Annotated in this window: 19 protein-coding genes and 1 other RNA gene; 9 read left to right on the forward strand and 11 right to left on the reverse strand. The window is 42.6% G+C overall.

Translation table 11 applies throughout. The features are described from left to right. The first annotated feature begins 156 nt into the window (after positions 1 to 156). From ACX6CI_RS12320 to pyrC, 3 genes are all read left to right on the forward strand, one after another. Positions 157 to 2,238, forward strand: coding sequence for a hybrid sensor histidine kinase/response regulator (locus ACX6CI_RS12320; RefSeq protein WP_458773949.1), 2,082 nt, complete (start codon positions 157 to 159; stop codon positions 2,236 to 2,238). 126 nt (positions 2,239 to 2,364) lie between these two features. Next, positions 2,365 to 3,243, forward strand: coding sequence for a TIGR02285 family protein (locus ACX6CI_RS12325; RefSeq protein WP_458773950.1), 879 nt, complete (start codon positions 2,365 to 2,367; stop codon positions 3,241 to 3,243). 31 nt (positions 3,244 to 3,274) lie between these two features. Then, positions 3,275 to 4,264, forward strand: a complete 990-nt coding sequence (gene pyrC, locus ACX6CI_RS12330) for a dihydroorotase (protein ID WP_458773951.1) — start codon at positions 3,275 to 3,277, stop codon at positions 4,262 to 4,264. Positions 4,265 to 4,488: 224 nt separating this feature from the next. Here the strand turns inward: pyrC and rlmB are convergent, their stop codons facing one another. From rlmB to ACX6CI_RS12360, 6 genes are all read right to left on the reverse strand, one after another. Further along, positions 4,489 to 5,298: a 23S rRNA (guanosine(2251)-2'-O)-methyltransferase RlmB gene (gene rlmB / locus ACX6CI_RS12335; RefSeq protein WP_458773952.1), complete on the reverse strand. Its 810-nt coding sequence runs from the start codon at positions 5,296 to 5,298 to the stop codon at positions 4,489 to 4,491. Between the two features lie 2 nt (positions 5,299 to 5,300). Further along, positions 5,301 to 5,909 carry a guanylate kinase gene (gmk, locus tag ACX6CI_RS12340; RefSeq protein WP_458773953.1) on the reverse strand — a complete coding sequence of 203 codons (609 nt, stop codon included), beginning with the start codon at positions 5,907 to 5,909 and terminating at the stop codon, positions 5,301 to 5,303. Beyond that, the gene (locus tag ACX6CI_RS12345; RefSeq protein ID WP_458773954.1) at positions 5,896 to 6,204 is read right to left on the reverse strand and encodes an extracellular matrix/biofilm biosynthesis regulator RemA family protein; all 309 of its coding nucleotides are present in this window, start codon (positions 6,202 to 6,204) and stop codon (positions 5,896 to 5,898) included. The genes gmk and ACX6CI_RS12345 overlap by 14 nt, the downstream gene beginning before the upstream one ends. Positions 6,205 to 6,243: 39 nt before the next feature. Beyond that, a complete protein-coding gene (locus ACX6CI_RS12350; protein WP_458773955.1) occupies positions 6,244 to 7,125 on the reverse strand; it encodes a YicC/YloC family endoribonuclease in 882 nt (293 codons plus the stop codon). Positions 7,126 to 7,229: 104 nt separating this feature from the next. After that, complete coding sequence (locus tag ACX6CI_RS12355; protein WP_458773956.1) at positions 7,230 to 7,757, reverse strand: OmpH/Skp family outer membrane protein; 528 nt, start codon at positions 7,755 to 7,757, stop codon at positions 7,230 to 7,232. Positions 7,758 to 7,796: 39 nt separating this feature from the next. Further along, a complete protein-coding gene (locus tag ACX6CI_RS12360; protein WP_458773957.1) occupies positions 7,797 to 8,312 on the reverse strand; it encodes an OmpA family protein in 516 nt (171 codons plus the stop codon). A gap of 390 nt (positions 8,313 to 8,702) precedes the next feature. Between ACX6CI_RS12360 and ACX6CI_RS12365 the strand changes: the two genes are divergently transcribed. The 3 genes from ACX6CI_RS12365 (at position 8,703) to ACX6CI_RS12375 (ending at position 10,979) form a co-directional block, all read left to right on the forward strand. After that, on the forward strand, positions 8,703 to 9,125 hold the full coding sequence (locus ACX6CI_RS12365) for a hypothetical protein (RefSeq protein ID WP_458773958.1): 423 nt from the start codon (positions 8,703 to 8,705) through the stop codon (positions 9,123 to 9,125). Continuing rightward, entirely contained in the window at positions 9,126 to 10,421 is a 1,296-nt protein-coding gene (locus tag ACX6CI_RS12370) for a radical SAM protein (protein WP_458773959.1), read from the forward strand. Between the two features lie 138 nt (positions 10,422 to 10,559). Next, complete coding sequence (locus tag ACX6CI_RS12375; RefSeq protein WP_458773960.1) at positions 10,560 to 10,979, forward strand: Fur family transcriptional regulator; 420 nt, start codon at positions 10,560 to 10,562, stop codon at positions 10,977 to 10,979. A 163-nt stretch (positions 10,980 to 11,142) separates the two neighbouring features. On the opposite strand, the gene rny is transcribed toward ACX6CI_RS12375, so the two are convergent. The 5 genes from rny to ACX6CI_RS12400 form a co-directional block, all read right to left on the reverse strand. Further along, positions 11,143 to 12,708, reverse strand: coding sequence for a ribonuclease Y (rny, locus tag ACX6CI_RS12380; RefSeq protein WP_458773961.1), 1,566 nt, complete (start codon positions 12,706 to 12,708; stop codon positions 11,143 to 11,145). Positions 12,709 to 13,271: 563 nt separating this feature from the next. Further along, positions 13,272 to 13,446, reverse strand: a non-coding RNA gene (gene ssrS / locus ACX6CI_RS12385) — 6S RNA. A gap of 117 nt (positions 13,447 to 13,563) precedes the next feature. Next, on the reverse strand, positions 13,564 to 13,863 hold the full coding sequence (locus tag ACX6CI_RS12390; RefSeq protein ID WP_458773962.1) for a cell division protein ZapA: 300 nt from the start codon (positions 13,861 to 13,863) through the stop codon (positions 13,564 to 13,566). Between the two features lie 41 nt (positions 13,864 to 13,904). Then, positions 13,905 to 14,240: a hypothetical protein gene (locus tag ACX6CI_RS12395; protein ID WP_458773963.1), complete on the reverse strand. Its 336-nt coding sequence runs from the start codon at positions 14,238 to 14,240 to the stop codon at positions 13,905 to 13,907. A gap of 126 nt (positions 14,241 to 14,366) precedes the next feature. Then, positions 14,367 to 14,852, reverse strand: a complete 486-nt coding sequence (locus ACX6CI_RS12400; protein ID WP_458773964.1) for an NUDIX hydrolase — start codon at positions 14,850 to 14,852, stop codon at positions 14,367 to 14,369. A 228-nt stretch (positions 14,853 to 15,080) separates the two neighbouring features. On the opposite strand from ACX6CI_RS12400, the gene ACX6CI_RS12405 reads away from it, so the two are divergent. From ACX6CI_RS12405 to ACX6CI_RS12415, 3 genes are read left to right on the forward strand one after another with little or no spacing between them, the layout of a single operon-like run. Continuing rightward, on the forward strand, positions 15,081 to 16,979 hold the full coding sequence (locus ACX6CI_RS12405) for a LysM peptidoglycan-binding domain-containing protein (RefSeq protein ID WP_458773965.1): 1,899 nt from the start codon (positions 15,081 to 15,083) through the stop codon (positions 16,977 to 16,979). A gap of 39 nt (positions 16,980 to 17,018) precedes the next feature. After that, a complete protein-coding gene (locus ACX6CI_RS12410; RefSeq protein WP_458773966.1) occupies positions 17,019 to 17,378 on the forward strand; it encodes a molybdenum cofactor biosynthesis protein MoaE in 360 nt (119 codons plus the stop codon). 25 nt (positions 17,379 to 17,403) lie between these two features. Continuing rightward, a complete protein-coding gene (locus ACX6CI_RS12415) occupies positions 17,404 to 18,240 on the forward strand; it encodes an HDOD domain-containing protein (RefSeq protein ID WP_458773967.1) in 837 nt (278 codons plus the stop codon). Positions 18,241 to 18,247: the final 7 nt, after the last annotated feature.

The raw sequence follows: 18,247 nt of genomic DNA on the forward strand, positions 1-18,247 counted from the left end.
GACGGAATGTTTACGCCCTCAATCTATGGAGCGGCCTCCATGATTATTGCATTGCTACGAGAAAAGGTTCAGCATAATACTGTCATTTCATTAAAAAAGACAGTATGCTGACTCATGTCAAAAAATTCCATTTTTACTTATTAAGGGCTGCAAAGAATGAGCACGATCAGTTCAACCTTTTTAACAAGCAAAAATTTTTTTTACCCCCTTGTAGCTTTTGTTATCACTTTTATTGTTGTTGCAGCTCTCTATATTAATTACCAAAACCAGGAAGACAGAGATCAATTCAGTAATCACGCTGCTATTATCTCAGATGACATCTGGGCGCTAAACGAAATTGGAGCCAGCACCTACCTTAAACTCGCCATGAAGGCGAATCATTACGCCAGCATAAACGTTAGCATCCCTGGAGATGAAGATTTCCTGGAACTACACCAGGCCCCCTTAAGAGGATTCACCCACTTTCTACATACGGCCCGACTCATTCGCACAAAAGAGTTATCCCTGCCGATCCTTTATAACGACAATCCCATCGGCACTCTCACAGCAGTCCAGTATGTACGAATTATCTTCCCCCTGGTGAACATCCTTCTCGTATTACTGCTTATTCTCCTGACTACTATCATAATTATTTCACTCTTTGTGAACCGTAGACACCTGGAACACGAGGTTGAAGAACGAACGAAAAACCTGAAAAACAGTGAACAGCGTTACCATGATCTGGTCAATTTTTTACCGGAAATAGTTCTTGAAACTGACATAGATGGTAATATTACCTATGCAAATCAGGTTGCAATTGAGCTCCTTGATTCAAACTTCACAATTGCCGCAGAAAAATGTTTTATCGATCTTCTAGCAGAAAGTGATCGCTATGACGCCAGGAAGAATTTTTATGCATCCCTCCAGGGAAACCCTATAGAACTCCAGGAATACTCAATAATAGGGAGCGACAACACTCTTTTTCCGGTTCTCTTAAAGATTGCTCCGCTTATAATCGATGACATTCAGGTGGCTGGTGCCCGAATGATCGCAATCGATATCAGCTCCAGACGACACCTTGAAGAACAACTACTTCGTGACCAGAAAATGAAGGCCATTGGACTCATGGCCGGTGGTGTTGCCCACGATTTGAACAATATCCTTTCCGGGATTATCAGTTACCCGGATCTACTTCTTCTGGATTTACCAGAAGATCACCGTTTTTATAAACCCCTTACATCCATTCGCAGATCAGGAATGGATGCCGCTGAGGTAGTATCAGACCTTCTTACCGTTGCAAGAGGAGTTGCTGCATCAACTGAAGTCACCAGCCTCAACGATCTGATCCGACACTATCTCGAAAGCCCTGATTTCAAGGAAATTCTCAGTAAAAATCCCCACGTGCGTATTATAGTACAACTTGATCCTGAACTGGGTAATGTTGACTGTTCTGCAATTCATGTTCGTAAATGCCTTATGAATATTATTAACAATGGTGTTGAGGCTATAAAAGGGAAAGGATCCCTTACCATTTCATCAGTTAACGACTTTTGTACCCTACCTGCAGCCAGCCAGACAAAGGGCCTCTCTTCACCGAGAAACCCATTGAGAAAAAGCAGGATGTTTTCTAAAATAATTGTAAACGACACTGGTGAAGGTATTGATGATAAGGAAATACAGCACATCTTCGAACCATTCTACTCTACGAAGGTAATGGGTAGAAGCGGAACAGGACTCGGTCTCACCATCGTTTGGAATACCATGCAAGACCACGATGGTACTGTTCAGGTCACGAGCAGCAAGGCTGGGACAACATTTGAACTTTTTTTCCCAAGCATAGATTCAGAAGTAAAAAATAACAGAGCAAAAAAAGACTGGAAGGATTACCTTGGATCCGGTCAATCAATCCTTGTGGTGGATGACGAACCTCGACAGCGTGAAATACTCAGCAGTCTCCTTAACTCCCTCCAATACAAGGTTTTCACAGTATCTTCAGGAGAGGCTGCAGAAGAATTCCTCGAATCCAATACTGTTGATCTGCTGGTTCTCGATATGATCATGTCACCTGGGCAAAATGGTCGCATAACCTATGAAAATATTTTAAAAATTCATCCTCAACAAAGGGCTGTTATTGCCAGCGGCTTTGCAAAAGATGATGATGTACAAGCTACCTTGAAACTTGGAGCAAGTGAGTTTATTGCAAAACCCTATACGATTGAGCAGATCGGTGGAGCAATATACAAAACTCTGCAATCCTAATATATTGGTCGTACTGATTTGGTTCCAAACGTACAAACTATTTTAGCCCATAAGATACCCAGCATTGTGAACAACTATCTTTATACTACTACTCCCTGTTGCAAGGGGTCATTTAACCAAGGAATAATGATGTCTCTAATAAAGACCTTATTAGTGAGTTTCTTTAGCCTCATCGTTCTATCAGCGCCTATTAACCTTCTGGCTGAAGATTCCATTACCTGGATGGAAGCTGTTGCTCCCCCATTTTTTATCCACGATGGTCCACTTAAGGGACAGGGGTATGAAGATCTGATTACAAATATAATTAAAGAAAACCTCCCTGAATATGAACACAGCCACATCATTGCCAATATTTCCAGACACTATCAGCAATGGAAACAGGGAGAGAAATCCTGTGCTCTTGCTATGTACAAGACTTCTGAGCGGGAAGAATTTGCATATTTTTCAATCCCCAGTGTTTTCACACTGCCAACTGTCCTTATCATCCAGAAAGATAATTTCGATACGTTTGGGGGGAGCAAAACGGTAAGCCTTCAACAATTGCTTGAAAGTAACCAAATCACTATCGGAAGATCAAACAACCGCTCCTATGGAGTACTTGTCGATACGGTCCTGAATAACTACGGCAATGAGAAAAACATTTTCAGCTTTGAAGGTGCTGAGCTCTCTCTTAATCTTTTCAAAATGCTTATTGCAGGTCGTATTGATGCCCTGGCGGGACTACCTGAAGAGGCCATGTATCTTGCCGAGACTCTGGGATTTAAAGATGAAATAATGACCCTCAACATTAGCGAAAATCAAAGTAATCACAGCGCTTCTCTTACCTATGTTGCCTGCTCTAAAACTGATTGGGGTAAGAATACCATTGATAAGATAAACGATGTTCTGATTAAAGAACGACCAACCAGTGAATATAGAGCAGCCTACGAACGCTGGCTTGATCCCAGCAGTATTAATAATTACCGAAAACTCTATAAAGACGTATTTTTAAGTATATCTAAATAATATTGTACATCCCAAAATCATTGTGAACCACATGCGTATAGAACTCCGTTCCCCTTTAGACATGCACTTACACCTTCGTGAAGGTGCTATGATGCAAAATGTAACCCCGCTGTCCGCTGTACCATTTGCCGGTGCTGTCATCATGCCAAATCTTGTTTCCCCAGTGGATTGCCTTGAAAAAGTAAAAGGATACAGAAAGGCGATTTTAGACTGCAATAACACTGAAAACTTTACACCTTATATGACGCTCTTTTTCAAGGAATACAGCCGCGAAGAACTTATTGAGGCAAAGGATTCAATAATTGGGCTCAAGCTCTACCCTGCTGGTATCACCACCCAGAGTGAGAATGGCGTCAGTGATTTCAGCTCCATTAATACAACCCTGAGTCATATGGAAGAGCTGGGGATTCCCCTACTTGTACATGGGGAAACCGGCGGTTTTGTTATGGACAGGGAGAAAGAATTCCTACCTGTGTACCAGCAACTTGCAGAACAGTTTCCTAAACTGCACATAATTATGGAGCATATCACCACAGCAGCCGCGGTACAACTTGTGGACAGTTACGAAAATATGTCAGCAACAGTAACCCTGCACCACCTTATGATCACCTTAGATGATGTGGCGGGCGGCCTTTTGCAACCGGATCTATTCTGCAAGCCAATTGCAAAGACACCAAAGGATCTTGCAGCACTTCAAGAAGCGGTATTCTCAGGCCATCCAAGAATAATGTTTGGTTCAGACTCTGCCCCACACCCAAGGCATAAAAAAGAGTGTTGTGGATGTGCTGCAGGGATTTTTTCGGCTCCCGTTGCACTTCCAATGCTCGCAGAACTCTTTGAGGAAGCTGAAAAACTGCATCTACTCCAGGGCTTTATCAGCGACATAGCTTGCAAACGCTATGGTCTTAAACCCCTTCTGAAAACAGTGACACTAGAGAAAAAGCCCTGGCAGGTGCCAGAGCTGTACCATGATCTTAAGCCCTTTGGTGCTGGAAAGACCTTAAGCTGGAGACAGATTTAAATACTAACCAGCTAATCAAGGAGTATTCCTGGGAAATAAGAAATCAAATTACTGCAAAGTACTCATCTAGTTGACTCAAAGACGCATTAAAAATTAGATAATGTGTTCAAATTCAAGGAACATGAAGAATTTTACCGCAGGAATATCCGATATATCGGAGTCTGCACTTACCTGCGAGCATAAAATTCTGAACGTAACGATGAAGTTGGACAAATTAGCAGTTTTTACTTTAACAAAGCCTGTCGTTGTGTTTCAAAGAGTATAACCCCAGCAGCAACAGAGCTATTGAGGGAATCAAGGTCCCCTTCCATGGGGATTGAGATAAGAAAATCACACTCTTTTTTCACAAGTGGTCGTATTCCCTTACCCTCGCTGCCAACAATAAGACAGGCAGGTGACGTGAGATCAACTGAATACAAAGATTTTGCATCGGCATCCTTCACTGCGCCAAAAACCCAGAAACCAAGTTCTTTCAGCTCCTGAAGAGCACGGCTCAGATTGGTCACCTGACAAATATCTATATGGGACATGGCACCGGCTGAAGATTTGGCTGCAGTACCACCAAGCGGCGCTGATCGTTCTCTGGTTACGATGACTCCTGCAGCGCCTGAGGCAAGTGCTGATCGAATAATAGCCCCCACATTATGAGGATCCTGCAAGGAGTCAAGCACCATAAGGCGTGTCGGCTTTTTCTCAGCCATCCTCGCTATCATTTTTTCTTTCAGGTCTTCAAAATCGACAAGAGGAGCCTCTGTAATACGGGCAACAACACCCTGGTGTCTTACCTGAGCACTTCCATCTCCAGTGAGACGCAGGCTCTCAACAAATTGAATTTTTACACCTGAACGTTTTGCTAAATCGATAATTTCTTCGATTTTACTGCCACGCTTATCTTTTTGAATAATAACCTCGGTGAATCGTGCAGGCTCCTTATCAAGCCCTTCAACTACCGGGTGAATTCCCCAGAGCATATCGTCACTGAAACGAATTCTCTTTTCTCCAGGTGAACTTTTTCCACCATGATTTTTTTTCATTGTTACAACACCTCTTCAATTGACTCGCCGGTCGGCAGTCTATGTGCTTTTGCCCTTTCGGCAAGAATGATTGAACGCAGAAGACTGGTGGATTCCTCTATCTCCTTATTGACAATGACATAGTCATAATCAGCCATAGAGGCAAGTTCAGTTTTAGCATTTCTTAAACGAACAGTGACAGTTTCTTCACTCTCTGTCCCCCGCCCCCTGAGGCGTCGCTCAAGTTCGGTGAGACTGGGGGGAGCGATAAAGACAAAAGCTGCATCAACATCACTGTTGCCTCGGAGGATTTCAGCTCCCTGAACATCAATATCAAGGATCACATCATATCCCTGATCCTGCTGCTGCATAACAGAGACATAACTCGTTCCATATAAGTTACCATGAACATCTGCATGTTCTATAAACTTATCGTCATGAATCATCTCAGTAAACGTTTCCCTGGAGACAAAGTGATATTCCCGCCCATCAACCTCACCTTCTCTTGGGGCCCGCGTAGTATGGGAGACAGAAAAAGTCATCTTTGCAAGACTGGACATTACACCTTTTAGTAATGTGGTCTTACCGGCACCCGATGGAGCAGAAATAACAAACAACCTACCTTGGCTCATTTTGACTCCTTTCTCCAGCGGCCACAAGACTTTGGTACTCTGCGAGATGATACCCCGGCTGCAAGGCATGCATACGTTGACTGATAGTATCTGCCTGTACAGAAGAGAGAACAACGTGATTTGAGTCCATCACAAGAATGGATCTCGTTCGCCGTCCCTCAGTGACATCAACCAGACGCCCATCATTCTTGGCAGCTTCTTTTAGTTTTCTAGCTGGCGATGATCCGGTATTGACAACCGCAATCACCCGCTCTACCATCACTGTATTACCAAAGCCTACGTTTAATAGTTGCATAGACAATCACTCATTAAAATTCATATCTTTATTGCAATTTTACTCAATATTCTGAACCTGTTCCCGCATCTTTTCAAGTTCACTTTTGAGATCAACGGTATGGTGTGCAATGGATGCGTCATTAATTTTGGAGGCAAGGGTGTTCACTTCTCGTAAAAATTCCTGAATAAGAAAATCCAGTTTTCGCCCAACACCACCATCTTCCTGAAGAAAACTGCTAAACTGACTGATATGGCACCGGAGTCGCACAACCTCTTCGGTTACATCAGTTTTATCAGCGAGCACTGCAACCTCCTGAGCGAGCCTTGCAGGATCAAGTTGTACATTCCCTAGCAATTTCTCCAGACGTTCCCCAAGATTTTTCTGTCGCTCTTCCAGGAGTACAGGAATATCTTTTTCTATGGTATCAATGGTTGTGGTGAAGGTTTCAAGTCTTGATTGCAGATCGGTGGCCAGGGCCTTTCCTTCCTGCATCCGCATGTCCGTGCAGTTTTGTAGTGCCCGATCAATAACTTTTCCTATAAAAGGCCATACAAGTTCAAGATCCTCATCCAACTGCTCCCTCGTCACAACTTCGGGAAACGAAGCTAGGTCTTTGGCAGAAATCTCAAGAGGCAGACCAAAAGAATCCGATAGCTGCTTCAGCGCCGTATGGTAACCGTTTGCAAGCGCAGTGTTTACCTTAACCTCCTGGAGATCAGAAAAGTCACCACTGACAGACAAAAAAAGATCCACACGCCCACGAACATGGAGCTCGGATACTTTTTTCCGGATTTTTTCCTCAAGGGAATTATAGCCCCTTGGAAGTTTCATCTTCAAGTCGAGGTAACGGTTATTGACACAGCGTATTTCTGCGACCCATACCCTGCCATCACTTTCGACTTCGCCCCGGCCAAATCCGGTCATGCTTTTTACAGCCATTGTACAGCCTCTTTCTAATGAACATCTCAAAATGACAAAACGATGTAGAAGGATTCCCCTCTACACCGTTTCAAAATACAACCTGCTCGTGAATGAACTTACGATTATTTGGCAGCCATAGCCTTATCCAGTAATTTCGTAATAGTATCACTCATGTCTATGGATGGATCAAATGATATAACCCCATTTTTAGAATCAAATATCATTGTATATCCCTGATCCTTACGATATTTTTCCACCACAACTTCCAAAGCTTTAAGAATTGGTTCGAGTTCTTTATCCTGCATCTGTTTCATCTCAAAGCGGGCATCTTCAGTCTTAGCCTGAAGCTCGCGACCACTCTTTTGAAACTCTCTGACCTTCTCAGCTTTCTTCTCTTCACTCCAGGCACTACTTTTCTTTTTTATCTCAGCCTGAAGTTTTTTAAGATCCGCTTCTTCATCTTTGAACGAGGATTGAAGGTCTTTCATCTTCACATCAAAGCGCTCTTTCGCTTCTTTTCCTGCCTTACATTGAACAATAACCTTCTGAACGTTCATAACACCCAGCTTGACATCCGAGGCCATGGATGTTTGTGCTGCAAAGAGTAGCAAAACAGCTACAGCAGCACCCTGCAGTAAATTCTTAATCACAGTGTATCTCCGGTGAAAGTATTCTATCCTTAGCTCTTATTACTCAGCAACAACAAAGTCTGCTCTTCTGTTTTGAGCCCAGGACAACTCATCGTGACCATGGAGAAGCATTCTCTCTTCACCATAACTCACTGTGGTCAGATTGGACTCAACAACACCGAGATTTACGAGATATTTTTTTGCACTGAGTGCTCTTCTTTCGCCAAGAGCCATGTTGTACTCATTGGTGCCGCGGGGATCACAATTACCTTCAATACGAATGGCAAGATTAGGATTGCTTTTGCTGAAATCTGCATTTACTTGAATTCTTGAAACCTGATCGTTGATGATATCAGAAGAATCATAGTTGAAGTAAATCGGCAACATACCTTCAGAGGTTCGTCCTTCACTGATTCCTCGAGGTTCACTGTCAAGGGATTCAGCTTTAGCTGCCATAGCTTCACCGTTGTCAGCTTGCATCATATCATCGGTCTTTGATTTCGAACCACAACCAGAAAGAGTCATGACAGAAACACACAACAACGCGGGTAGTAACGTCTTTACTTTAGTAATCATCAAAAGAGCCTCCATTAGTTCAATATATTTGAATATAACAAACTAATAATATGTATTAATATGAGGAAAACGTATAAACAATCAAGATTTTCCAATAATTCACCAAATTAGCACCCTACTATATATAACAATGGAGATCAAATTCAACTTATTTTTTTCTTAAAAAGAATTTCCATAACAGATTACCGCATCTTGTATATTTTTTGCTTTTGTTTCCTTAATGCAAATATAAATTGAAGTCAGTTTTTCAAGTTTATAAATCGCACCAAGCATACAAATTTGAACTAGTGATTATTATATTTTCGGATTATAAGGTGTGTACTCAAGCATCAGGCAAAATTGTTTACATTTCCTCTCGGGGTTAATGACAACTATACGGAGAACTCTTACATGGCTAAAGTAAATATCAGCCCCAACCGAACCACAGACAAGACCATACGCACCATAGATCGTAAACGGGAACAGGAACGTAAAAAAATGTTCCACCGAGCAAAGGACCATGCTCCTGAATTTGCTGCAAAACTTACTCAAAGACTCATTGACCGCGAGATAATAGAAACCACATCAGCAACTGCTGTGCGTGAGGCATTTGAGACACAACTTGGCAAGCTCGGCTATATAGAAGAATTTGAGCTTCAAATGAAAATTGCTCCTATTCGTACCATTGCTCAGGATCCCAACGTAGTAAGTCTTTATTTTACACAATATATTGTTGAAGATCTGATCGATAACCCTGCAATCCAGGATGTTTTCGGTGACGATCTCGATATTTACAGAGCCGTTGATTCTGTTTTCAGGATTCTCAGACCATAAATGCAACATCCTGACACTATGCCATGTCTGCTATTTGCAGACAAAGATGGAAATATAACTGAATTTGGTGAAATCGAGATGGTCGGCATGAGTAATGGAGTTTTTTGCCGACCTGAACTCGAAGACATTATCCCTCTTCCTGAAGGCAGTGAACTTTTCACACTTCCCGGAAGACTGCCTGTGGGATGGGATACAACCGGGAATGAGCCAACCCTGCTTGCTGAAGACCCATATAATAGTGGTGATGCAGTAACTGCAGTTGCAGCTTTTATTTCACCTGCCCACACCTCCATCTACTCTAGCGGGTACCAAACTCAGGCAAATGCCCCCACACTCCCGCTCTTTGCCTACACAGCTGTTGGCTGGCATGACAACCAGTTCTGGGTCACTGCGTTTCGTAGCGACGAGGATGTCCGACAAGACTTTAGTCAATATTCTCAAGAAGTTGTAAATACGAATACTCAGGTAAAACTCAAAGAGTTCCCGAACAACCGCCTTATCCAGCATCTTGGTAAATGTTGTCTAACCTATGGTTGTCCGGCTGCCAGAAATTATTTTCTTGGCAGATGGGAAGCACCTCTTCCGACGTCGCCGAGTTGCAATGCAAGGTGCCTCGGTTGTATCTCTCTCCAGGAGTCTGGCTGCTGCCCATCTACCCAAGACCGGATCAACTTTGTTCCAACTGTTGACGAAGTAGCTGAAATTGCAATTCATCATCTAAAAACAGCTCCAAACCCAATTGTAAGCTTTGGCCAGGGCTGTGAAGGCGAACCCCTTTTACAAGCTGATATTATAGAACAATCTATAATTAAAATTCGAGAAGAAACCAGCCGAGGCACCATCAATCTTAATTCAAACTCCAGCCTTCCTGAAAAGGTTTCACGCTGTGCTACTGCTGGACTTGACAGTATTCGAGTAAGCCTCAACTCTGCTCAGGAAAAATACTACAACCGCTACTACCGACCCCAGGGATATACCTTTAAGGATGTCATGCAATCCATTGACATGATGAAGGACAAAGGTAAATTTGTCTCGCTCAACTATTTTATTTTTCCTGGATTCACCGATAGTAAGGACGAATTTTCAGCACTCAGCCATCTCATTGCAACCCATCAACCAGACTTCATCCAGCTGCGTAACTTTAATATGGATCCTGAATTATATATCAAAACTCTTGGGATTCGTGAAGATACACCATGCTATGGTGTGCGTTGTTGGCTGAGTATGTTGAAAGACAAATTCCCAAGTCTACAGTTTGGATATTTTAATCCTCAAACAGATCCACAGTCTCTTTAACAACCTCTTAAACAGTCTCTTGATGTACTGTAACGAGTGGCAACAAAGGGTCAATCTTGGATTTTATTTGCATTTTTCCCAACATAGGATACAATGCCAGATAATAAATTTTATCAACTATTTTCTTGAGGTTCTCCCATGGAACAATTGCCAAACATGCGATTGACAACTCAGCGCCAAATAATTCTTGAAGAACTTGGCAAGGTCACATCCCATCCAACTGCTAATGAAGTCTACGATATGGTTCGTAAAAGGCTACCCCGAATCGGTCTGGGAACTGTCTATAGAAATCTTGAACTCATGGCCGACAGCGGTGTCATACTCAAACTTGAGGTAGGTGGAACCCAAAAGAGATTTGATGCCACTGTAGCTCCTCATTACCATATACGCTGCAGTTCCTGCGGGAAAGTTGATGATGTACATATAGAAGTACAACACCACATTGACCAACTGGCAAAGGATGCCAGTAATTATGAAATATTAGGACACCACATAGAGTTTACTGGTGTGTGTCATGATTGTCAGGAAAATGAACAGGAACAGGTAGCGGTTAACTAAGCTAACCAGCCGTCTCTTATAAAAAAATCCGCATAACGATTTATCGTTATGCGGATTTTTTTTGCCCTGCAATACAACCAGTACTACTGTTTCATTCTCAAGAGAGTGAGATTCTCCAGTGAGGTGGTTCACTTCACTGGAGATCGATTCTTTTGACGCACGTCTATTTAGCGTATTCTACCACTCGGGTTTCACGGATAACCGTGACCCTGATCTGGCCTGGATAGGTCAATTTTGATTCAATGGAGCGTGCTATGTCTTGACTCAACAGGGTTGCATCTTCATCTTTGACCTTATTGGAATCCACAATAATCCGAAGATCCCTACCCGCCTGTATAGCGTATGACTTCTCAACTCCGCTAAAATCATTGGCAATGGCTTCGAGGTCTTCCAGACGTTTCACATAACTCTGCAGCATTTCTTTTCTGGCACCGGGACGGGCACCTGACAAGGCATCGGCAGATTGAACCAGAACATCGATGACACTCAGCGGTGGCTGATCTTCATGGTGGGCACCAATGGCATAAACAACCTCATCAGGCTCACCATACTTCTTAGCAAGATCTCTACCGATAATAGCATGGGAACCTTCAACCTCATGATCAACCGCTTTACCAATATCATGTAAGAGACCCGCGCGCTTAGCAACCTTAACATCCACCCCAAGCTCAGAGGCCATAATACCGCATAAAAAGGAGACCTCAAGGGAGTGCTGGAGCACATTCTGACCATAACTCGTTCTGTATTTCAGACGCCCAAGAAGCTTGATGATCTCCATATGAACCCCATGAGCTCCAACATCAAAGGTTGCCTGCTCACCTGCTTCACGCATGGTAACTTCGAGCTCTTTAGTGACCTTATCTACGACTTCTTCAATACGGCCGGGATGGATCCTGCCATCACCAATAAGCTGTAACAAGGCCTGACGTGCAACTTCACGGCGTACAGGATTAAAACCGGAGAGAATAACCGCCTCAGGGGTGTCGTCTATAATAATATCGATACCGGTAGCAGCTTCAATGGCGCGAATGTTCCTGCCTTCACGGCCAATGATTCGCCCCTTCATCTCATCACTTGGCAGGGGCACCATGGACACAGTTCTATCGGCAACATAGTCACCGGCATATCTGGAGATGGCAAGGGCCAGGATGTTTTTCCCCTTTCGGTCCGCCTCCATCTTCATCTCGTTTTCTATACGGGCAAGGCTCTTGGCTGCATCCATACGGGCTTCACTCTCAAGGGACTCCATTAAGAGTTTTTTGGCCTCATCCTGGCCAATACCTGCAATTTTGGCCAGTTCAAATCTCTTTGTCGAGACAAGACTATCAATTTCCCGATGCTTTTCCTGCCAGTCAGCTTCAACCGCTTTTAGCCGCTGTTCTTTACTCAGCAGATCCGTCTGCTTTCGATCAAAACTATCCCATTCGCGCTTTAAACTATCCCGTTTTCTTTTAAGCTGACGCTGTTCATCTTTCAGATCGTCCCGTTCTGCATTCAACTCTTCTTCCAAGGCCTGTTTGACCTGGTATGCGGCCTCTTTACTCTGTAACAACGCCTCTTTCTTGAGCTGGTCCGCCTCGACAATGGCATTTTCAATTATTTGCCGACTTTGGGTTTTTATATTTTTCTCATTCCCCTCAACAATTATTTTGCGCAGCAGGAACCCGATAAATGAGCCTGCCAACAGGCCTACGCCTGTGAAGAGAAATGGGTGAGTTATGAGGTCCATGGAGCAGTCCTATAGGTTAGCGACTGACAAAACAAGAGAGGAGATACAACAAAATAAGGATGGAAAGAAGATCTTAAATAAAGCAACAGAGAGAATTTGCACCAAACAGGCACAGCCTTCAACCTATAAGACTCTTACCCAAAGATATTCATACATGCAGTAGATGTGGAGGCATCATATACCCCGCTATGCCAACCACAGGAAATCTATGGGTTATTTAAAACCATATATAAACTCCGACCAGGGATATATTTACAGTCACAGAGGGCTGAGTGTACCCCTTCAGAAAATATTTACGTCAAAATTCCTTTACAGTGTAACCGCTGAAAAACCAGGCTAGAAAGTGTGTCAATCGCCCTAAAAACAGAGGATCTTGTAATTAAAAATCATGTTTCGTGGTTACAAAATTCAAAGAGTAAATCCGGCTTTCCTTAATTCGTATTTTATTCAATCAGCCAATATTGCTGGTGTCAATCTTCAATTATATGTTTAACCGGTCACTGTCTTAAAGAGAGTTCATCCGGAGAGTAAGATAATACATGCCTTTTGGGCCATTAAAATTGAGAATCCCCACACTGCCGTGTCACCAGGAAAGTTAAACCTATAAAATAGGTGGGCAACCTCATATTCACTTCAGGTACGTCCCAAAAAGGACCATCCTTACGCAAAAAGGGGAGGTACCCTTTTTTTGAGAGTTGGCTCAACACACACTGATCATCACCAACAGTGCAGGGAAAACTGTATATAAATAGCTATTGTTTTTTACTTTTAAATCAATAGCTACAAAGTAGTCATCATCTAATAAAACTATAGCAGACTTTACTTTAAACTAAAACAAAATAACCATGAAGACATCTACTCAGCAGACAAACCTTTCCTGATTTCATCACTGAGGCCAGAAATTCTTTTTTCTGTGGATTCTTTATAGTCAGTAAACTCCTGCTGTAGTTTAACGTAACGTGATGCAATATTTAAACAAGCAAGTATAGCCTTCTTTCCAGACGCCAGAGTACCAACTGTCGTTTTCGGTTCAGTTTCAACCAGTCGACGAACCAGTGAAAGAATAGCCTGCATCTCCTCCTCAGAAGCTCCAGTATAAAACTTATATTCTTGGCCTAACAATTCAAATTCGACCAGACGTTCACTGTTTGACATGGCAACCGAAGGCTTGCGTTAACCTACTTGAGATTCAGAAACTACTCGCCAGACACAGAAAAAAGATTGTGTTGTACACGTCCTTCATCATCGGTGGTAACTTCCCCACCGTCAACATTTTCAACAGTCTCTTCTTCACCTTCTTCAAGACCAAGTTCCCAGTCTTCAATTTGTTCAACCAGTTTTCCAACACGAAGACTAATTTCACTGCGTTCGCTATCTTTTGAGGATATATTGCCTTCAAGCTCAGCAATCAGGGTATCTTTTTGCTTTAATTTATGTAAAAGCGCCTTCTTCTCTTCTTTAAGTTCTGCAAAACTCAGTAACAGTTTTTCAACAAATTGTTCAAGACGCTGTAGTTCTGTATCTCTATCCATCTTTATGCTCCTTTAGTATTCTTAATCCGGCCTACTCCCGTCACAATAAGGACTGACATCAATGGCCGGGGATTTTTAATTATGTTAGGGGGAATATACCATGGGTTTTCATCCCTGCAACATCAATCAGATTCTTGAGTAGTTCCAATCTACAGGTGAGGCATTATTATAGGGCATATAACCGTGGAAAACCCTGGGATCATTATCAAAAACAAGAGGAAGAAAAAAACGGTCACCTTCCCACATTGGCAGATCCATAATTTTATCTGTATCCATCCAAAGAAGGTCGCCTTCGTCATTACAACTGTTCACGGTTCCTGTAAAACTTTTGATCAGAAAGATAAATCCGAACCAGTCTTCTCCATTTGGCCCGAAACCAGTCCAGTTAATAGTTCCTCGTAGAGCCACATCAACACATTTGATATTTGCTTCTTCTTCAATCTCTCTTGTCAGACATGCAAAAATATCTTCTCCGGGCATCATTTTACCACCAAGGCCATTATATTTTCCAAGATGCTGGTCACTTTTTCTTTTATTTCTATGAACCAAAAGTGTCTGTTTACCATCCGGGGAAAGGATATAACCGAGTGTTGCCATTATGGGTGTATACATATTTAGAGTCCTTTTTCTACAATTGCTCTCAGATACATATTCCGCTGAGACCTTTCTTGTGATATAAATAATTTATGGCAGTTCGTACCTTATCAATTCATTTCGTGGTTTTTATGAAAAAATTTTTTGTTAAAGTACGTCTCCTGTACGATTTTCCCGTTCACTTGGGCCAGATCTTCTCAAATATAATTCTTTTCAACATTTGAAACAAAATACAGCGTTTACAACATGTGCAGTGTAAGAACAAATAGAATAACTTCATATCTTTGGCTCTGCATAGTTGCTATTAGTCCAATATTTTTTTGCCATGGTGCCATAGCAGACGAATTCCCAAGATATAAGGAAATTGAAAAAAATGTACAGTTCTGGGAAAAAATTTACTCCACCTATTCATTAACCCAGGCAGTTATACATGACTCAAAGGATTTATCAAAGATCTACGAGGTTATCGAGCTTCTGGATGAATCCACGCCGGGAGCAACCCAGTTCAACAAAAAGGCACAGAAAAAAGCTGTTCAAAAATACCAGAAAATTCTGAAAAAACTTTCAAAACAGCGCCCTGTTACCCCTGAGGAAAAGCGGGTTGCGTCCTTTTATTCAGGTAACTATCGAAGTAGAAATATGGGCAGGGCATCAGAAACTGTACGCAGCCAAAAAGGTCAGAAAGAGCGTTTCAGACAAGGAGTTGTTCGCTCCGGAACATATATCACTGAGATTAAAAGACTTTTCCGGGTTCAGGGGTTACCTGAAGATCTGGCCTACCTGCCCCATGTGGAATCATCATTTAACACCAAGGCCTATTCAAAATTCGGTGCCGCAGGAATCTGGCAATTCACACGATCGACAGGCAAGCGTTATCTTGGCATTGATTACAGTATTGATGAGCGATTAGACCCCATACTCGCATCCCATGCAGCTGCTCAATATTTAAAAAACAGCTATACACATCTCGGTAACTGGCCCTCGGCAATCACATCCTACAACTACGGTTTACCCGGGATGATTCGTGCACAAAATGAGCTTGGCAGTTATCCGGTAATATTTAAAAAATACAACAAAGGGCATTTCAAATTTGCATCCAAAAATTTTTACTCCGAATTTCTTGCAGCCCGTAAAGTAGCAAAATATTTGGAACAAAAAATCAAAATCAATCGTGCAGAAAATGTCTCTTATCTGAAACTTCAAGGTTATGTGGCTCTCGACACACTCAGCCGTCACCTGCAGATTCCGCCCCAAACCATCACCGGTCTTAATCCTGCCATCCGCCCTCCAGTTATCAAGGGAGAAAAACGCATTCCAAAGGGATATAGGGTACGACTGCCCAACACTGACCAGATACACAAACGGTTGGCCCGACTTCCATCATCTGTATTTAAAAAGGACCAAAGGGCAACCAGGTTCCACCGCGTACAGAGTGGAGAAACTGCAGGTAGTATAGCAAAACGTTACGGCGTTTCCCTTAAGAGTTTAATGAAGGCCAATAATCTCGATGGGTACGCAACTATCTTTATCAAACAAAAACTTCGGATACCAGTTGCACCCACAATTACAGTCAAAAAAATAAAAAAAGACTACACATCAGCAACACCAGGTAATAAACAGCACAAGATACCAACTCTATTTGCTGAGAAGAAACAACGACCCAAAACTCAAAGAGTCACCTCCTTACCTGCCAAAAACCCAACGGTTTACAATGTATACAACCTGCATAGGAAAAACGGAAAACCCTATGGTGAAATTACCGTGCAGCCGGAGGAGTCACTGAGGCTCTACGCCGATCTTCTAAAGACTAGTGTCACCAGTCTACGACAGTTAAACAATCTTACATCAACGTCGTCTGTCACTCCCGGTCAACAGGTTGTCGTTCCATTTGACAAACTCACCCCAAATTCATTTGAAGAAAAGCGACTTGATTTTCTCCAGGAGACAGAAGACGATTTTTTTGCCGCATTCAGTGTAGTGGGACAGAAATCATATACAGTAAGCACAGGAGATACCCTATGGGATCTCTGTTACAACAAGTTTGAAATCCCCCTATGGCTGCTGGAAAGATACAATTCGGCCATTGATTTATTACAACTGAGCCGTAATCAGACCCTCGTCATTCCAATTGTTCAACAAATTTAATTCATCAACAAATACTAGACAACACAAGGAAAGGATCCCATGGATATAAATAAAGCTATAAAAGAACTTAAGCAAAACCCCAAATTCACTGACAATGTGGGTATGATACTTATCCACAACGGAGTCGTCCGTAACTGGTCACGAAAGGATAAGTCCAAGGTATCTGCCCTGCAAGTGACACCAGATCTTGAGAAAATTGAAGCCCTTAGACAAGAATACCTACAGAGTGAAGGAATTTTTGATATAATTATCGAAGCTTACTCAGGAACCTTCCAACCGGGTGATGACCTTCTCTATATAATTGTAGCAGGAGATCTCCGCGAAAATATTAAACCTGTCCTCTCCGAGCTGCTCGACAGAGTTAAAGCCGAAGCTGTAACTAAGAAAGAGATTTTATAACTTCAACTATCTTTGGAGGCATTTCATGTCTACAGCCAAGCAGTTCCTTGATAATTTCTCTGACATCCACCCCCTGCCAAGCGTTGTGGTGACAGTGAATAAACTGATCAACGATAGCGAATCCACAATGAAGGATTTTGAGGATGTTATCAAGATGGATCCGGTTATGGTTGCTCGACTGTTACAACTTGTTAACAGTCCTTTTTACGGACTCACTCAAACTGTAGACTCCATTGGTCGGGCTGTGGCGTTTCTTGGCATGAAAAACCTCCATAACCTCGTCGTAATAGACGCCCTGCAAACCATTTTTGTGGCACCGCAGCAAGCAAAGGGTTTTTCTAAAAAGAAGTTATGGCACCACTCGGCGGCTGTATCCATATGCAGTAAAATGGTTGCCGAACGGATTTTCGGAGTCAACGGAGACGACGCTTTTCTCTGTGGTATTCTCCACGACTTTGGCCTATTGATTGAAGAACAGATTGAACCAGAGGCTTTTGAACAAATCTGCTCTTCATGCAACTCCACCGCCAATCTCCCAGTTTTTGAAGACGAGGCCCTAAAAACTAATCACTGTGAACTGGGCTATCTTATGACCCATAACTGGAATATGTCTGTTGTCATACAGGAAGCTATCCGTGACCACCACCTGATCTCAGAAGAGATGAAACCGGACAGTCTCGCCGGGATAATTCAAATTTCAGAATATATTACAGGCCAACTCGGGCAAACAACACTTCCTGAGATCAAAGTCGATATTTCCCCCCCACTTCTTGAGCACCTCCAAAAAAATCTTGAAGAATACAAGGTCCTGACCAGCGACCTGCCCGAAGAGATGGAAAAAGCGAACGCAATCTACGGATAAGGGCTAT

The sequence above is a fragment of the Desulforhopalus glucosivorans genome (genome assembly GCF_054397165.1).